Source organism: Actinocorallia sp. API 0066 (assembly GCF_020991275.1).
Classification (GTDB): domain Bacteria; phylum Actinomycetota; class Actinomycetes; order Streptosporangiales; family Streptosporangiaceae; genus Actinocorallia.
The window spans coordinates 78,979-94,105 of record NZ_JAJLQY010000016.1; the positions used below are offsets into that span (position 1 = coordinate 78,979).

Annotated in this window: 16 protein-coding genes; 6 read left to right on the forward strand and 10 right to left on the reverse strand. The window is 69.7% G+C overall.

Annotation, left to right across the window (positions count from 1 at the left end; translation table 11 throughout):
• Positions 1 to 6: 6 nt before the first annotated feature.
• A complete protein-coding gene (locus tag LO762_RS30265; protein WP_230619591.1) occupies positions 7 to 1,041 on the reverse strand; it encodes a LacI family DNA-binding transcriptional regulator in 1,035 nt (344 codons plus the stop codon).
• Positions 1,042 to 1,379: 338 nt separating this feature from the next.
• Between LO762_RS30265 and LO762_RS30270 the strand changes: the two genes are divergently transcribed.
• The 3 genes from LO762_RS30270 to LO762_RS30280 all read left to right on the forward strand — a co-directional run bounded on the left by LO762_RS30270 (position 1,380) and on the right by LO762_RS30280 (position 2,873).
• Positions 1,380 to 1,523, forward strand: a complete 144-nt coding sequence (locus tag LO762_RS30270) for a hypothetical protein (protein ID WP_230619592.1) — start codon at positions 1,380 to 1,382, stop codon at positions 1,521 to 1,523.
• A 378-nt stretch (positions 1,524 to 1,901) separates the two neighbouring features.
• Positions 1,902 to 2,306 carry a large conductance mechanosensitive channel protein MscL gene (mscL, locus tag LO762_RS30275; RefSeq protein ID WP_308104811.1) on the forward strand — a complete coding sequence of 135 codons (405 nt, stop codon included), beginning with the start codon at positions 1,902 to 1,904 and terminating at the stop codon, positions 2,304 to 2,306.
• A gap of 135 nt (positions 2,307 to 2,441) precedes the next feature.
• Positions 2,442 to 2,873 (forward strand): hypothetical protein, encoded by a 432-nt coding sequence (locus tag LO762_RS30280; protein WP_230619594.1) that lies wholly within the window; start codon positions 2,442 to 2,444, stop codon positions 2,871 to 2,873.
• On the opposite strand, the gene LO762_RS30285 is transcribed toward LO762_RS30280, so the two are convergent.
• From LO762_RS30285 to aceA, 7 genes are all read right to left on the reverse strand, one after another.
• Positions 2,861 to 3,826 (reverse strand): ATP-binding cassette domain-containing protein, encoded by a 966-nt coding sequence (locus LO762_RS30285; protein ID WP_230619596.1) that lies wholly within the window; start codon positions 3,824 to 3,826, stop codon positions 2,861 to 2,863. The genes LO762_RS30280 and LO762_RS30285 overlap by 13 nt on opposite strands.
• A gap of 204 nt (positions 3,827 to 4,030) precedes the next feature.
• Positions 4,031 to 4,336, reverse strand: coding sequence for a hypothetical protein (locus LO762_RS30290; RefSeq protein WP_230619598.1), 306 nt, complete (start codon positions 4,334 to 4,336; stop codon positions 4,031 to 4,033).
• A gap of 205 nt (positions 4,337 to 4,541) precedes the next feature.
• Positions 4,542 to 5,399: a DUF5753 domain-containing protein gene (locus LO762_RS30295; RefSeq protein WP_230619600.1), complete on the reverse strand. Its 858-nt coding sequence runs from the start codon at positions 5,397 to 5,399 to the stop codon at positions 4,542 to 4,544.
• 79 nt (positions 5,400 to 5,478) lie between these two features.
• Positions 5,479 to 5,727 (reverse strand): hypothetical protein, encoded by a 249-nt coding sequence (locus tag LO762_RS30300; protein ID WP_230619602.1) that lies wholly within the window; start codon positions 5,725 to 5,727, stop codon positions 5,479 to 5,481.
• A 300-nt stretch (positions 5,728 to 6,027) separates the two neighbouring features.
• Positions 6,028 to 6,816 (reverse strand): ABC transporter permease, encoded by a 789-nt coding sequence (locus LO762_RS30305; protein ID WP_230619604.1) that lies wholly within the window; start codon positions 6,814 to 6,816, stop codon positions 6,028 to 6,030.
• A complete protein-coding gene (locus LO762_RS30310) occupies positions 6,809 to 7,594 on the reverse strand; it encodes an ABC-2 family transporter protein (protein ID WP_230619606.1) in 786 nt (261 codons plus the stop codon). Before LO762_RS30310 ends, LO762_RS30305 begins: the two co-directional genes overlap by 8 nt.
• A gap of 164 nt (positions 7,595 to 7,758) precedes the next feature.
• The gene (gene aceA / locus LO762_RS30315; RefSeq protein ID WP_230619608.1) at positions 7,759 to 9,045 is read right to left on the reverse strand and encodes an isocitrate lyase; all 1,287 of its coding nucleotides are present in this window, start codon (positions 9,043 to 9,045) and stop codon (positions 7,759 to 7,761) included.
• A gap of 177 nt (positions 9,046 to 9,222) precedes the next feature.
• On the opposite strand from aceA, the gene LO762_RS30320 reads away from it, so the two are divergent.
• The 3 genes from LO762_RS30320 (at position 9,223) to LO762_RS30330 (ending at position 13,155) form a co-directional block, all read left to right on the forward strand.
• A complete protein-coding gene (locus tag LO762_RS30320) occupies positions 9,223 to 10,635 on the forward strand; it encodes a helix-turn-helix domain-containing protein (protein ID WP_374201606.1) in 1,413 nt (470 codons plus the stop codon).
• Between the two features lie 138 nt (positions 10,636 to 10,773).
• The gene (locus LO762_RS30325; RefSeq protein WP_230619611.1) at positions 10,774 to 11,739 is read left to right on the forward strand and encodes a glucosyl-3-phosphoglycerate synthase; all 966 of its coding nucleotides are present in this window, start codon (positions 10,774 to 10,776) and stop codon (positions 11,737 to 11,739) included.
• 189 nt (positions 11,740 to 11,928) lie between these two features.
• Positions 11,929 to 13,155: an acyl-CoA dehydrogenase family protein gene (locus LO762_RS30330; RefSeq protein ID WP_230619612.1), complete on the forward strand. Its 1,227-nt coding sequence runs from the start codon at positions 11,929 to 11,931 to the stop codon at positions 13,153 to 13,155.
• A 150-nt stretch (positions 13,156 to 13,305) separates the two neighbouring features.
• Here the strand turns inward: LO762_RS30330 and LO762_RS30335 are convergent, their stop codons facing one another.
• Together LO762_RS30335 and LO762_RS30340 are read right to left on the reverse strand one after the other, a co-directional pair.
• Entirely contained in the window at positions 13,306 to 14,037 is a 732-nt protein-coding gene (locus LO762_RS30335; RefSeq protein WP_230619614.1) for an alpha/beta fold hydrolase, read from the reverse strand.
• Complete coding sequence (locus LO762_RS30340; RefSeq protein ID WP_230619616.1) at positions 14,034 to 15,083, reverse strand: isopenicillin N synthase family oxygenase; 1,050 nt, start codon at positions 15,081 to 15,083, stop codon at positions 14,034 to 14,036. The genes LO762_RS30335 and LO762_RS30340 overlap by 4 nt, the downstream gene beginning before the upstream one ends.
• Positions 15,084 to 15,127: the final 44 nt, after the last annotated feature.

The following is a 15,127-nucleotide window of genomic DNA, read 5'->3' on the forward strand; positions in this document are numbered from 1 at the left end:
TGCGGGTCAGGGGTCCGGCGGGAGGGAGGTGCTGTTGCGGACGATGAGTTCGTGGCCCATGAGGAGGGCGGGGGAGGGGGTTTCGGGGGGGTCCAGGAGGAGGCGGCCTACGGCGCGGCCCTTTTCGGTTTTGGGTTGGCGGATGGTGGTGAGGCCGGCGGCTTCGGCCTGGGGGATGTCGTCGAAGCCGGTGACGGAGAGGTCGGCGGGGACGGACAGGCCGGCGTCGCGGGCGGCGCGCAGGGCGCCGAGGGCGATGAGGTCGGTCGTGGCGAGCAGGGCGGTGGGGCGCGGGTCGGCCGCCAGGAGGACGGACGCCGCCTCGTGGCCGCCGTCGTGGGAGTGGGTGGTGCGACGCACCGCGACGGACGCCCAGTCGAGGCCGAACTCGCGGACGGCGTCCCGGAACCCCGCGAGCCGTGCCGCGACGGCGCCGGACGTGCCCGCCGCGTCGAGGTCGGGCTCGAACCCGGGCCGTCCGTCGTGCAGGACGCCCAGCCTGCGGTGCCCGAGCCGTAGGAGATAGGAGCACAGCTGGTAGGCGGCCTCACGGTCGTCGATGCCGACGAAGGGCACGCCCTCCAGGCGGGGCTCTCCGGCGATGACGTAAGGCAACCGTCGTAGGCGCAGTGCCTCCAGGGCGGGATGCCCTTCATGCAGACAGAACGCCACAAACCCGTCCACGATGGCCTCGCGCACCGACGCCTCGGCGGCCGTGTCGTCAGGCCAGGTCATGAGCAGCAGGCTCGTCGACGACGGCTCGGCCACCTCGGCGAGGCCGCGCAGGAACGCCACCGCGTACGGGTCGGTGAACGCGTAGGAGATCTCCTCGGTGAGGACGACGCCGAGCACACCGGCGCGGCCACGGCGCAGCGTGCGCGCGGCCGGATCGGGCCCCGCGTAGCCGAGCCGCTTCGCCGTGTCCAGAATCCGGCGGCGCAGCTCGGGATTCAGCTGGTCCGGGCGGGAGAACGCGTTGGACACGGTCGTCCGCGAGACGCCGACCTCTTCGGCGATCGTCTTCAGTGTGACGCGTGCCATGCGCGAGATCGTATTTCCGCGTTGAATACCCGCACAACCGGCACTACGCTGAACGTGTCTGAATCGATCCAGATCTGAGATGGCTCACGGAGACGAGGGGCCGCCGGCGGATCGAGGAAGACCACGGGACCCGCCGCCTTCGGGCGGCGTCCGGAGCGGCACCCCATGGGGATGGGGGCCCGCTCTGTGAGGGCCGGTGGACGACCCCCAGGGGTGGGGAGGCCGTCCACCGGCCACTTCCTTTTTGGGGCCTTTGTCCCCGGGTCCGCCTGCGCCGGTTAACGGGTTGCCGGTGCCGCCCCCGTCCGGCAGGCTGAATCCCAGAAGGGGGCGCGCACATGCCAGACCAGACCACGGACCAGAGGCCGAAGCCCGTCCCCGCCGACACCCCGCCACCCCCACCCCGCCCCTCCCGCTGGGCCCTCCTCACCCCGCGCCCCCGCCCCGACCGCCCCCACAACACCCAGGGCGCCGACGGCTGACCCACCCCCGACCCCCACCCCCGAGTTGTCGCGGAGCGGTCGGCGAGCCGGACTCCGCGACGATCTCGCATGGGTGGACACGCGTCGAGCTCGGGGGCCGCGCCGGACCGCCGACCGTCGCATCGAGGGGCGTCGCCGGGTGCGCTCGCACGCCAGGCCGCGTCGGGCACACCCGGCGCCACCGCGCCGAGACGTGCTTCATCTCTCTCGCCGCGCCCGTCTGGGGGTGGTCTTGCGTTGTGGGCATCTGACGCTGTTACGGGGCGGGTGGGATTGGGGTGGGGAGGTGGGGCTGAGATGAGATCTGGAAGTGGGGTGGGGAGGGGGGAATGTGCAGTACGCTGCGGGTTTTGTTGGATGTCGAGAGAGGTTGGATTCGTGTTGGATGGGCTGAAGAAGTTCCTTTTGCGGGGGAACTTGGTGCAGCTTGCGGTCGCTGTGGTGATCGGGGCGCAGTTCGGTTCGCTGGTCACCCAGTTCGTGAAGTCGTTCATTGATCCGTTGCTGGCGCTGGTGGGCGGGAACCCGGATCTGAGCTACCTGACGTTCAAGGTGGGGGAGTCGGTCTTCGCGTACGGGGCGTTCCTGTCGGTGGCGATCGCGTTCCTGATCTCGGCGACGGTGGTCTACTTCGCGCTGGTGGTGCCGATGGCGAAGCTGCTGCAGTTCCTCGACCGGAAGGAAGAGGCGACCGAGCGGGACTGCCCGCAGTGCCTGAGCGCGGTGCCGCTCAAGGCGTCGCGGTGCAAGCACTGCACCTCGGAGCTGCAGCCCGCCGCTTGACGGCGGGGCGGGTCGGGCGGGTGGGAAATCTGAAGATTGCCCGGAATCTCCGGAAAATCTGGATACCTGGGTGATCGACCTGTTATCAATGTCCACCGGGGCGCGTCTGCGGCCTGGAACGGACGGTGGTCAACGGTGCGGCACGCGCTCGGGTTCCTGCTGGGGATCCTGCTCATACCGGTTCTCGCCTACGGGATGGCCTGGGGGTACGCGCGGGCCGGCGCGTCCGTCCACCCGCTCGACCTGACGATCACCGACCGCACCCAGTTCTACGGGGCGTTCGCCACGATGGCGGCGGTCGGGCTGTTCTTCGGGATCATCATGATGGCGCGGTGGGCCTCCCCGTTCGTCACGCTCTTTCCCGGCATCGCCTATCTGTACTGGAGCGGCTGGTATCTGGTGGAGCCGCAGAAGGCCGCCGACCTCGTCGCCCGCGTGCCGCCCAGCGGCGAGCTGGACACCGCGCTGCAGGCGCTGCTCACCTCGGGGTTCTTCGCCCTCGCCGGGTTCGCGCTGGTTGTCCCGATGTGGTTTCCAGCCCGCTGGCGGCGGCGCTACGAGTACTGATCCTGCGGCGTCCTCCCGTACAGCCGGGTGACGATGTCCTCGATGTCCGGCTCGTGTAGGGCGATGTCGACGACGTCGTGGGACGCGGCGATCCGGGCGACGACGGACGCGGCGCTGACCTCCGGTGGGATCGCCAGCCACAGCCGTGGCCCCTCCCTGCGGACGAGCCGGATGCCCTGGGGCGGGACGAGCGGTGTGGCGTCCGGCGCGAGGTCGACGACGAGGGTGCGGTCGGCCGGTGCGGTGGCGCGCAGGTCGTCGAGGGTGCCGTCGAAGGCGAGCCGCCCGTGGTCGATCACCATGACGCGTCGGCAGAGCCGCTCGATGTCCCCGAGGTCGTGGGTGGTGAGCAGGACCGTGGTGCCCTCCTCGGTGTTGATCCTGGCCAGGAACTCCCGCACCGTCGCCTTGCTGACGACGTCGAGCCCGATCGTCGGCTCGTCCAGCACCAGCAGCTCGGGGGAGTGCAGCAGCGCCGCCGTGAGATCGCCGCGCATCCGCTGCCCGAGGCTGAGCTGGCGCACCGGCGTTCCCAGGAACTCGCCGAGCCCCAGCAGCTCGGTCAACTCGTCGAGCCGCGCGGTGAACCTCCGCCGGTCTACTTTGTAAAGGTGCCGGATCAGGGCGAAGCTGTCCTTGAGCGGCAGGTCCCACCACAGTGTCGTCCGCTGCCCGAAGACCACGCCGATGCGCCGGGCCAGCTCCGCCCGCCGCCGCGCCGGATCGAGCCCCGCGACCCTGACGACGCCCTCCGACGCGCTCAGGATCCCCGTCAGCATCTTGATCGTTGTGCTCTTGCCCGCCCCGTTGGGCCCGAGATACCCCACGAACTCCCCGGCCGCCACGGTGAACGACATCCGCTCCACCGCCGTCACCACCTTCCGCTCCCGCCGCAACCCGCCGCGCTTCCCGTAGACCACGAACCGCTTCGAGACCCCGTCCAGCAGAATCACGCGCCCCACCCCCGAAAAACCCGGCGTCCGCGAACCCCGGCCGACCCCGAAACCTCAACCGTCGCCACCCTCCCACCGTTCGCGCGACCCGTCCACCTCCCCCACAGCCACACCCGCCTCCCCCCAAAGCAACCATCCACTTACCCTCAGTAACATCCTGTCGTCGCCCGAGACGCCGACGGGGGTGTCGGCGGTCGAGCGGGCTCAGTTCGGGTGGGGCCGTTTGACGATGCGGTGGACGGCGGCGGCGGTGATGGCGGGGTGGGTGGCGGGCGAGATGGGGGTGCCGCCCGCGTGGGTGAACCAGAGGCGGCCGCCGTCGTCCGCGCGGGTGTGGCACCAGACCTCGACCGTGGGGGAGCCGTCGCGGGTGGCGGTGAGGTGCCAGTGGGCGGTGTGGACGGTGAGGCCCTGACGACGCAGGAGGCGGGCGAGACGCTCCAGGGCCGCCCGTCGGGAGGCGGACGGGTCGTCGGCGGCGGTGGTGCAGGCGGCGTCCGCTTCGGGCACGGCGGAGCTCCTCTCCGTCGGTACGCAAGGGGGCATCACCACGAACGTTAATTTTCGGACGTTTCGCCACAGGAGGGGTGTGCCAAAGTGTGGCCCCTCAGTTTCGTCACCCCGTGCCACTGCGCCGTCCCACACGGCGTTCGCCCCGCCCGACAGCTGCCAAGACGGCCCACGAAGGGCACAGAAGGCGCCTGAAGCGACACACTCAGCTGAAGGTCTTGAGCGCCTTCTCGATGAGCCCGCGCGCCGCGTCGTCACGCACCGCGATCGCCGCCAGGTCGGTGAACGCGTCCGAGTACCGCTCGACCTCGGTGGGCGCCGTCACCGCCACCTCGGCCGACAGCAGCTCGACGTCCACCCGTTCCCCGTCGTAGAGGATGAACGTCTCCAGCACCCACTGACGCGCCCTGTCCGCGCCCATCGGGATGACGAGGACCGTCACCCGGGGCGTCGTCACGGCCTCCAGAAGGCGGGTGAGCTGCTCCCGCATCGCCGCGCGCCCTCCGTGCCCGTAGTACAGGACGGACTCCTCCAGGACGAACGTGAAGCGGTGCCCCGGTGTGCGCATCACGCGCTGCCGGGCGAGCCGTGCCTCGACGGCCTCCGCGACGTCGTTGGGGGTGCCGAACCGTTCGGTGATGGAGGTGAGGAGCGCCGTCGCGTAGCCGCGGGTCTGGAGCATCCCGGGAACCACCTGGGAGGCGTAGACGCGCAGGTGCTCTGTCCGCTCGTACAGGGGCACCTTGGCGATCTGGAGGCGGCGCAGGCCGGCCCGCTGGGTGCGCTTCCACTCGACGTAGACGCCCTCGGCGGTGCGGAGCTCGGCGAGGAGGTCCTCGATCCGGTCGTCGGCGGCGCAGACCCGGCACCAGGTTCTGATGACCTCGGGGGTGGCGGCGCGCACGCCGTGCTCGATCTTGGAGACGCGGGTGCGGTCCCAGCCCGCGGCCGCGGCGAGCGCGAGCGCGGTGAGCCCCGCGTCCTGGCGGATCTCCCGCAGCCGGTCGGCGACGGCCTGCCGGGCGGCCTGCGCGGGGGGATACGGAGACGGTCGCTGCGGCATGGTGTTCCGGACGGCTCAGCGCCCGCGCGGGCCGCCGCCCACCCTTGGCGCCCACGCCGCAGGGCCGTGCGCGCAGGGGTCAGCGGACGAGGTCTCCGTTTTCGGCTGCACTCAGGGCCTCCAAGATCAACTTCCGCATGCGCGCGGGGATGCGGACCATCGTCTCCCGCTCGCCCATCGGGCTGTGCCGGGCCGTCGCGGCCCGGGTCGCCGCGTCGGTCTCCTCATCTCCCTGGAACAGGAGATCGCCGCTCTCGCGGTCGATGAAGAGCGCGGGGCAGTTTCCACCGTTCGTGTTCGGATCGATGCACAGGAAGACAATGGGCACGAAGGAATCCGGGAATCGACAGCGTGCCCGGCAGGCACAGGGTCTCTCCATCATCCACCCGGGACCGTGTCGCACGTCGCTTTTGGCCGAACCAGGCCATGGTCCGCGTGTCGTCCGGACTGCGGTGACGCGGGGGATTCCGCAGGTCATAGCGCCCATGACCGGACATGATGCAGCGTGACCTTGTGATTTGACACGTGTCTGCCCTCTGTGCTCGGTAATGTGCCTTCTACTGGTAGGAACGTGATCCATGTTACATTCGTCCGCCTCGTTCGCGTTCACGGCTTTCATCCATAAAAATCAGCTCCCCGTCGAGCGGTAGTGCCGCAGCCCCGTCCGCCAGGCGCCCACCGCGGCCAGACAGACGACGACGGCGGCCACCGGCCCCAGGAACCTGACGAACTCCGGCAGCCCCAGCGGATCGGGGCGCCCGAGGATGTACAGGGACGGCTGCCAGTTGACGAACGCCAGCGGCACCGTGAACGTCACGGCCCGCACGAGGTCCTGCCCGTAGAGCGACATCGGGTACTGCGTCATCGAGGCGCCGCCCCAGGTGAACGCCTTCGTGGCCTCGTGCCCGGCCAGCAGCGCGAACTGGACGGACGCCGCGAGCACCCACAGCCCCCCGAAGAGCACAGCCCCGTTGAGCACCATGAGCACCGTGAGCACGAGGTCGGAGGGCGACAGATCGAGGCGCGGCACACTCCAGATGAGGACCGCGGCGGACGGAAGCAGCCTGCCGAGCTTGCGCGGCGTGAAGTCCTCGGCGGCGAGCTGCACCAGCGCGCTGACGGGACGGATGAGCATCGCGTCGAAGGATCCGGCCCTGATGTGCCTGCCGAGCTTGTCGGTCGAGCCTACGGCGACGTCGCTGAGCGTGAAGGAGATCTGGGACGCCCCGTACAGGAACCCCGCCTCGGCGGCGCTGAGCCCGCCCAGGCTCGGCATGTGCGTGAACAGGATGACGATGGCGACGAGGTCGAGCGACGTGCTGACGGCGGCGCCCAGGATCATCGCGAGAAGCGTCCCCGGGTACTGGGCGGCGGCGCGCGTCCACGTCCAGGCGAGCAGGAACCATGCCCTAACCACCCTGGATCACCAGCTTCCGGTGCGCCGCCCCCGTCAGCGCCCTACCGAGGAGGAGAAGGACGACCGCCCAGGCCGCCTGGAAGCCGTACGCCGCTACGAGGTCCCAGCCTTCGCGCTTGCCCAGGTAGACGTCAGCCGGGATCTGGATGAGCGCCGACCAGGGCAGCAACTGCGCCACGGTGCCCAACGCGCCGGGGAAGACGACGAGCGGAAGGATCATCCCGGAGAAGAACAGCGAACAGACCATCGCCATCCCCTCGACGCCCCGGGAGTCATGGATCCAGAAGACGGCGAGGGCCACGAGGTAGCGCAGCCCGAAGGAGACCGCGACGGCGAGCAGCACCGCGACGAGGAAGGCGGCCCACCTGGACGGCTCCGGAAGCAGGATCCCGAAAGCCACCCATCCCGCGACCATCGGTAGGAACCCGCGCGCGAGAAACGTGTAGGCGGCCCGTCCAAGGTCGTCCGCGAGCCACCACAGCTGGAGGTCGGCCGGCCGGTGCAGGTCGATGGCGACGTCACCGGTGCGCACCCGTTCGGCGAGGTCCATCCCGCCGAAGATCTGGACGGGTCCGATGAGAGCCTGGGTGAGGAAGCAGAACGTCACGGCGTCGGTGACGGTGTAGCCGCCGAGGTGCGGCCGGTACTCCCACAGCGCGATGAGGATGGCCGCCCGGATGAACCCGAAGACGGTGTTCGTGAACGCCTCACCGAGGGCGGCGAGCCGGTAGGAGGCGTTGCGTCGGAACGAGAACCAGCACACCAGCGCGTACGTCATGGCCCCCCTGTAGCCGTGCGAGCACGGACCTTCCAACATAGCGCGAGGGGCCCTTCCGGATGCACGGTCCGGAAGGGCCCCTCTCAGGGGACCCGCGCGGTGGAGGGGGAGTCACCGCGCGTGTCGGGTGGCCATCCCCGGGGGTGGGCCCGGGGGGATGGCTTCTAGTGGAACTGCTCGTCCTCGGTGGAGCCCTTGTAGGCGGTGGTCGAGGAGTTCGGGCTGATGGCGGTGGACACCAGGTCGAAGTAACCGGTGCCGACCTCACGCTGGTGCTTGGTGGCGGTGTAGCCGCGCGCCTCGCTGGCGAACTCGCGCTCCTGGAGGTCGACGTAGGCGGTCATGCCCTCGCGGGCGTAGCCGTGCGCCAGGTCGAACATCGAGTAGTTGAGCGCGTGGAAGCCGGCCAGGGTGATGAACTGGAACTTGAAGCCCATGTGGCCGAGCTCGCGCTGGAACTTGGCGATGGTCGCGTCGTCCAGGTGCTTCTTCCAGTTGAAGGAAGGCGAGCAGTTGTAGGACAGCATCTGGTCCGGGTACTCGGCCTTGACGGCCTCGGCGAACTTGCGGGCCAGCTCCAGGTCCGGGGTGCCGGTCTCCATCCAGATGAGGTCGGAGTAGGGCGCGTAGGCCAGGGCGCGGGCGATGCAGGGCTCGACGCCGTTGCGGACCCGGTAGAAGCCCTCGGCGGTGCGCTCGCCGGTGATGAAGGGGCGGTCGCGCTCGTCCACGTCCGTGGTGATGAGGGTCGCGGCCTCAGCGTCGGTCCGCGCGATCACCAGGGTGGGGGCGCCCGAGACGTCGGCCGCGAGGCGGGCCGAGTTCAGGGTCTTGATGTGCTGCGAGGTCGGGATGAGGACCTTGCCGCCGAGGTGGCCGCACTTCTTCTCGGAGGCCAGCTGGTCCTCCCAGTGCACGCCGGCCGCGCCGGAGGCGATCATGCCCTTCATCAGCTCGTAGGCGTTGAGCACGCCGCCGAAGCCGGCCTCGGCGTCCGCGACGATCGGGGCGAGCCAGTGCGGCGCGTCCTCGGCGCCCTCGGACCAGGTGATCTGGTCGGCGCGCAGGAGCGCGTTGTTGATGCGGCGGACCACGGCCGGCACCGAGTTGGCCGGGTAGATCGACTGGTCCGGGTAGGTCTGGCCCGCGAGGTTCGCGTCACCGGCGACCTGCCAGCCGGACAGGTAGATGGCCTTGAGGCCGGCCTTGATCTGCTGGACGGCCTGGTTGCCGGTGAGCGCGCCGAGGGCGTGGACGTAGTCCTCCTCGTGCAGCAGCTTCCACAGGCGCTCGGCGCCGAGCTTGGCCAGGGTGTGCTCTTCCTGGACCGAACCGCGCAGCTTGACGACATCCTCGGCCGTGTAGGTCCGCTCGATGCCCTTCCAGCGCGGGTTGGTCTCCCATTCCTTCCGCAGCTCGTCCGCTGCGCCCTTGAGGCGACCCTCAGTCATTGTCTTGCTCCCTCGTTTGTCGTCCCCTGGGTGCTATGTCTACGAGTGTGCTTGTCTCGACATCAAGCTTCTACCCGTAAGTAACAGAAAGTTCTGCCGTTTTTGCGGTACTATCAAGCCGTGGCGACCTTGCGAAGTGAAGAAGCGCTGAACTTGTCGAGTGGTGTAGACCTTTCCGTGTTCGGTCAGCGTCTGCGCCACCTTCGCCGTCAGCGTGGTCTTACCCTGTCTGAGCTGGGAGAACGAGTCGGCAGGGCCCCCTCCCAGCTGTCCCTCCTGGAGAACGGGAAGCGGGAACCCAAGCTCTCCCTGCTCCAGGCGCTGGCCGGAGCACTCGGCGTCCCGGTGGAAGAACTTCTTCACCGGGAAGCCCCCTCACGGCGCGCCCAGCTGGAGATCGCCCTGGAGGAGGCCCAGCGGGACCCCATCTACACGTCCCTCGGGCTGCCCTACCTTAAGGCGTCCAAGCGGCTGCCCAACGACGTCCTGGAGCACCTCCTCGGCCTCTACGACGAGCTGAAGCGCTCCCGTACCAAGCCGACGGCCTCCCCGGAGGAGGCGCGGATCGCCAACGCCGAGCTGCGCCGCCAGATGCACGACCGCGGCAACTACTTCGGCGAGATCGAGCAGGTGGCCCGCCGGACGCTGGACGCCGTCGGCTACAAGTCCGGCGCGCTCTCCCAGGGCATGCTGATGTCCCTCGTCCAGCACTTCGGGTACGGGCTGAGGTACGTGCAGGACCTTCCGCGGTCCGTCAGGTCGATCACCGACCAGCGCAACCGGCGGATCTACCTGGAGCGCGAGCAGCTGGGCATGCACACCCCGCGCACGATCCTCCTGCAGACCCTCGGGCACGTCGCCCTCGGCCACTCCGTCCCCCGGGACTTCGCCGACTTCCTCCGCCAGCGCGTGGAAGCCAACTACTTCGCTGCCGCGACCCTGATCCCGGAGACGGCCGTCGTCCCCTACCTCCAGGACGCCAAGGCCAACCGTGAGCTGTCGGTGGAGGACCTCGCCGACATCTTCTCCGTCTCCTACGAGATGGCGGCGCACCGGTTCACCAACATCGCGACCCAGCACCTCGACCTTCGCTGCCACTTCACCAAGAACGACGAGAGCGGCACGATCTACAAGGCGTACGCGACCGACGGCCTCGTCTTCCCCGCCGACGAGGACGGCGCGATCGAGGGCCAGCGCATGTGCCGTCAGTGGGGCGGACGCCGGGTCTTCAACAGCGACGACAGGTTCTCGGTCTTCTACCAGTACACGGACACGCCGACCGGGACGTACTGGTGCCTCTCGCACATCGACCCGTCGCACGAGCGGGACTTCGCGATCACCCTCGGCGTCCGGTTCGAGGACTCGCGCTGGTTCCGCGGCCGCGAGACGTCCAACCGCGTCCGCTCCTCCTGCCCCGACGGCGACTGCTGCCGCCTCCCCCCGCCGGATCTCGCCGCCCGCTGGGAGGGTCAGGTGTGGCCGTCGGCCCGCGCGCACTCGCACGTGCTGTCGGTGCTGCCGCCCGGCGCGTTCCCCGGCGTCGACGAGGCGGACGTCTACATGTTCCTGGACAAACACGCCGCGGAGTGACGCCCTCACCGCCGCGAACCCCCCTCGTGAACTGTGTGTTACCGCTGGTTAAGTTCAGGGGTCGGTCTCCCAGCCTCCGTATATGGAGGGGGATGATCGGGGATGTCCGCGGTGTTCCTTTCAGGAGAGGAGGGTGCTGTGCTCGCTGAAGCTTCGGACTGGCTGCGCCGCCGGTCCGGGTGCGCCGCGGACTGGCCGGTCGAAACCCTGCTTGGCTTGAAGGGCTCGACCACGGTGAGCGTCGTGCTGCCCGCGCGGGACGAGCAGGACACCGTGGGGACGATCGTCGCGGCCATCCGCCGCGACCTCGTCGACCGGGCCCCGTTGGTGGACGAGATCGTCGTGATCGACTCCCGTTCCGTCGACGACACCGCGGCGGTCGCCGCCGCGGCCGGGGCGAAGGTCTTCGCCCAAGATGCCATCCTGCCCAAACTGCCGTTCCTGTCCGGCAAGGGTGAGGCGCTGTGGAAGTCACTGGCCGTCACCACCGGGGACCTCGTGGTCTTTGTGGACGCGGACCTGCTGAACTTCTCGTCAACGTTCGTGACGGGCCTCCTCGGACCGCTGCTGTCCGATCCCTCGGTCTCCTACGTGAAAGCGTGCTACGACCGTCCCTACAACGGCGGTGAGGAGGCGTTCGCCGGCGGCGGGCGCGTCACCGAACTCGTCGCCAGGCCGCTCATCAACCTCCACTGGCCGCAGCTCGCGGGTGTCGTCCAGCCGCTCGGCGGCGAGTACGCCGGACGCCGGTCGCTGCTGGAACGGCTGCCGTTCGTCACCGGGTACGGGGTCGAGCTGGGGCTGCTGCTCGACGCCTTCGACCTGGTCGGCCTCGACGCCATCGCCCAGGTGGACCTCGGCGTCCGCGAGCACTCGCACCAGCCGACGGAGGTGCTCGCCGCGATGTCCGCGCAGATCCTCCAGACCGCGTGGTCGCGCCTGGACCGGCACGGGCTGATGATGCCCCTGTCGGCGCCGCGCTCGACGCTCACGCAGTTCCGGCGCGGCGCGGCGGGCTACCTGCCGTCCGACCGGGACGCCGCGGTGGGGGAGCGGCCCCCGATGATCGAGATCGAGGAGTACGCCCTGACCGTCGGACGCTGATCCGGCTGATCCGGCTGCCGGGAAGGCCCGCCCAATGTCACTTGGGCGGGCCTTTTCCGGCTTTTTCCTTTATGTGAGTCTGGTCACGGCCTTGTTGCGGCGGCATCCTTGGCCTACTCGCGGGTAACCCTTGGGTGCTACCGTGGGTAACACATCATTGGACGGCTAATCCAAGGGGACGAGAACACCATGTCCGACGCAGCGAAGAGCTTCTCATTGGAGCTCACCGAGGATGTCCGGGACGCCCAGGCCTGGTGCCACGAGTTCGCCCGCGACGTCATCCGGCCCGCGGCCGAGGAGTGGGACGAGCGGGAGGAGACCCCCTGGCCGATCATCCAGGAGGCCGCCAAGATCGGCCTGTACTCCCTGGACTTCTTCGCCACCCAGTCCTTCGAGGACTCCGGCCTCGGCATCCCCGTCACGTTCGAGGAGCTCTACTGGGGCGACGCCGGCATCGCGCTCGCGATCACCGGCACCGGCCTCGCCGCCGCGTCCCTCGCCGCCACCGGCACGCCCGAGCAGATCGCTGAGTGGGCGCCCCAGATGTTCGGCACACCCGACGACGTCAAGCTCGGCGCCTTCTGCGCCTCCGAGCCCGGCGCGGGCTCCGACGTCGGCTCGATCCGCTGCAAGGCCGTCTACGACGAGGCCAAGGACGAGTGGGTGCTCAACGGCACCAAGACCTGGGCGACGAACGGCGGCATCGCCGAGGTGCACATCGTCGTCGCGTCCGTCCACCCCGAACTCGGCTCGCGCGGGCAGGCGTCCTTCATCATCCCGCCGAACACGCCGGGCTTCTCGCAGGGCCAGAAGTTCAAGAAGCACGGCATCCGCGCCTCGCACACCGCCGAGGTCATCCTCGACGACGTCCGTCTCCCCGGCCGCCTCCTCATCGGCGGCAAGGAGAAGTTCGACGCCCGGATCGCCCGTGTCCGCGAGGGCACCAGGGCCGGCGGCCAGGCCGCGATGAAGACGTTCGAGACGACCCGTCCGACGGTCGGCGCGATGGCTCTCGGCGTCGCCCGCGCCGCCTACGACTACGCCCTCGAGTACTCGCGTGAGCGCGAGCAGTTCGGCAAGAAGATCGGCGACTTCCAGGCCATCGCCTTCAAGCTCGCCGACATGAAGGTCCGCGTCGACGCGTCCCGCCTCCTCATCTGGCGCGCCTCCTGGATGGCCCGCCAGGGCGTCCCCTTCAACAACGCCGAAGGCTCCATGGCCAAGCTCCACGCCTCCGAGACCGCCGTCCGCGTCACCGAGGAGGCCATCCAGATCCTCGGCGGCAACGGCTACACCCGCGACTACCCCGTCGAACGCATGCACCGCGACAGCAAGATCTTCACCATCTTCGAAGGCACCTCCGAAATCCAGCGCCTCGTCATCGGCCGAGCCGTCACCGGCCTCCCCGTCCGCTAACCCCGACCCGCACAACGTCCCCTCCCCCGCCCTTCTTCGGGAGAGGGGACGTCTGCTTCCCTGCAAGATCATCAAGGATGCCTCCGGCCCCATTACTGATCAGAGCGGGGGCGGGGGCGGCTCCATGGTCCCGCCTGTGATCGTTGTCGATCAGGACGGGGACGTGGCGAAGGTGGCGAGGGCGGTGGTCAGGGGGAGGGGGGCGGAGAGTTGGGGGGCGTGGTCGCTGTTCAGGGAGACGACTTTGGTGGGTGGGGTGAGGGTTTGCATGTGGTGTTGGGCTGGGAGGGGGATGGAGCGGTCGGCGCGGGCTTCGATGTAGAGCTTGGGTAGGCGGCCGTAGCGGGTGGGGGTCCAGGTGGGGGTGATGAGGCGGGCGGTCTCCATCTGGGGGACGAGGCGGCGGGCGGCGGCGATGGCGGCGGCGGGCTCGGCCTGGTGGAAGAAGACGGCGGCGCCGGCTTCGGGGGAGACGATGGAGTGGCGGCCGTCGGGCGTGGTGTCGAGGTGGGCGGAGATGCCTACGGGGGCGGTGAGCCCGGCCTCGGCGCAGATCTCGGCGAAGGACCGGCCGGAGGGGAGCATGATCCCGGCGACGTGGGCGACGCCCGCGACACGGTCGCAGATCCGTTCGGCGACCTGGGTGGCGATGACGCTGCCGCCCGAGTGGCCGACGAGGACCAGGGGGCCGTCGATCCCGTCGAGCTGGTCGATGACGGCGCGGGCGAGCGTGTCGAGGGTGACATCCGAGGTTTGGCCGGTGCCGGTGCCGGGAAGATGCACCGGCAACGGGCTGTGCCCGGCGTCGGCGAGCGGTCGCAGCAGGGTGTCCCAGACCCAGGGGCCCGCCCACGCGCCGTGCACGAGCACGATCGTCGTCACGGCCGGTGTCCTTCGGCGGCGAGGACGCGGGCGGCTTCGCGGAGGGCGGCGGTGTTGGCCTTGCCCTGGCGGGAGCCCGCGAGCTTGGCCTTGATGTGGTCGCGGACCATGATGGGCTCGTACGCGAGGCCGTCGGCGTCGATGTGGCTGGGCAGGGTGGAGATGACGGCGTCGATGTTGCCGTCATGGAAGAAGGCGGCGGAGCGGCGGCGTTTGATGGCGCCGTCGACGATGGGGGGTTTGACGCGGTGGAGGGTGGACGTCCAGCGGTCGTTGGTGAGCCGGGCGGTGAGGTCGCCGAGGTTGACGAGAAGGGCGCCGTCGGCGGGTTCGACGTCGTGCCACACGCCGTCGCCGCCGAGGACCTGGAGGCCCGCCACCTGGTCGGCCCACAGCACGGTGACGAGGCCGAAGTCGGTGTGCTCGCCCATGCCGATGAGGTCGCCGTCGAGGGTGACGCCGCCTTCGGGGAGCGCGTAGTTGTTCATGCGCAGCACGTCGACGGAGTGGTCGGTCAGGGTGTCGAAGAGGCCGGGCCTGCCGAGCGCGTCGGCGAAGACGGTGGTGAGCGTGCGCGCGACCCGGGCCGCTTCGGCGTAGTACGCCTCGACCTTCGGCTGGAAGGCCGCGACGTCGGGCCAGACGTTGATGCCGTAGTCGTCTTCGGAGAGGTCGAGGCCGGGGAACGAGCGGGCCTCGGCGCCGATGTTGAACGCCTCGAAGAAGTCCTTCATCCGCGCGGTCGACTCGACCCCGAGGCTCAGGCTCAGCGCCTCGCTCTTGGGCGGGCTGTACCCGCGGTTCGCGCCCACGACGCGGTAGGTCTTCTTGGTCTCAAGGGGCAGGGTGAAGAAGGCGTCGATCGCCTCGGTCAGGCCGTCGAGGACGGGGCGGGGCACACCGTGGCCGAGGATCTGGACAAAGCCGACGGACGAGCACGCGGCGTCCATCCGACGGCTGACCTCCGCCTTGGCCTCCGCGCTTCCCTCAAGGACGTAGGGGCTGATGTCGACGACGGGGACGGTGAACGGGCCGGGCTGGGGCATGGGGTCTCCTGTCACGGCGAGGACGTACCAAATATTCTTGAGGC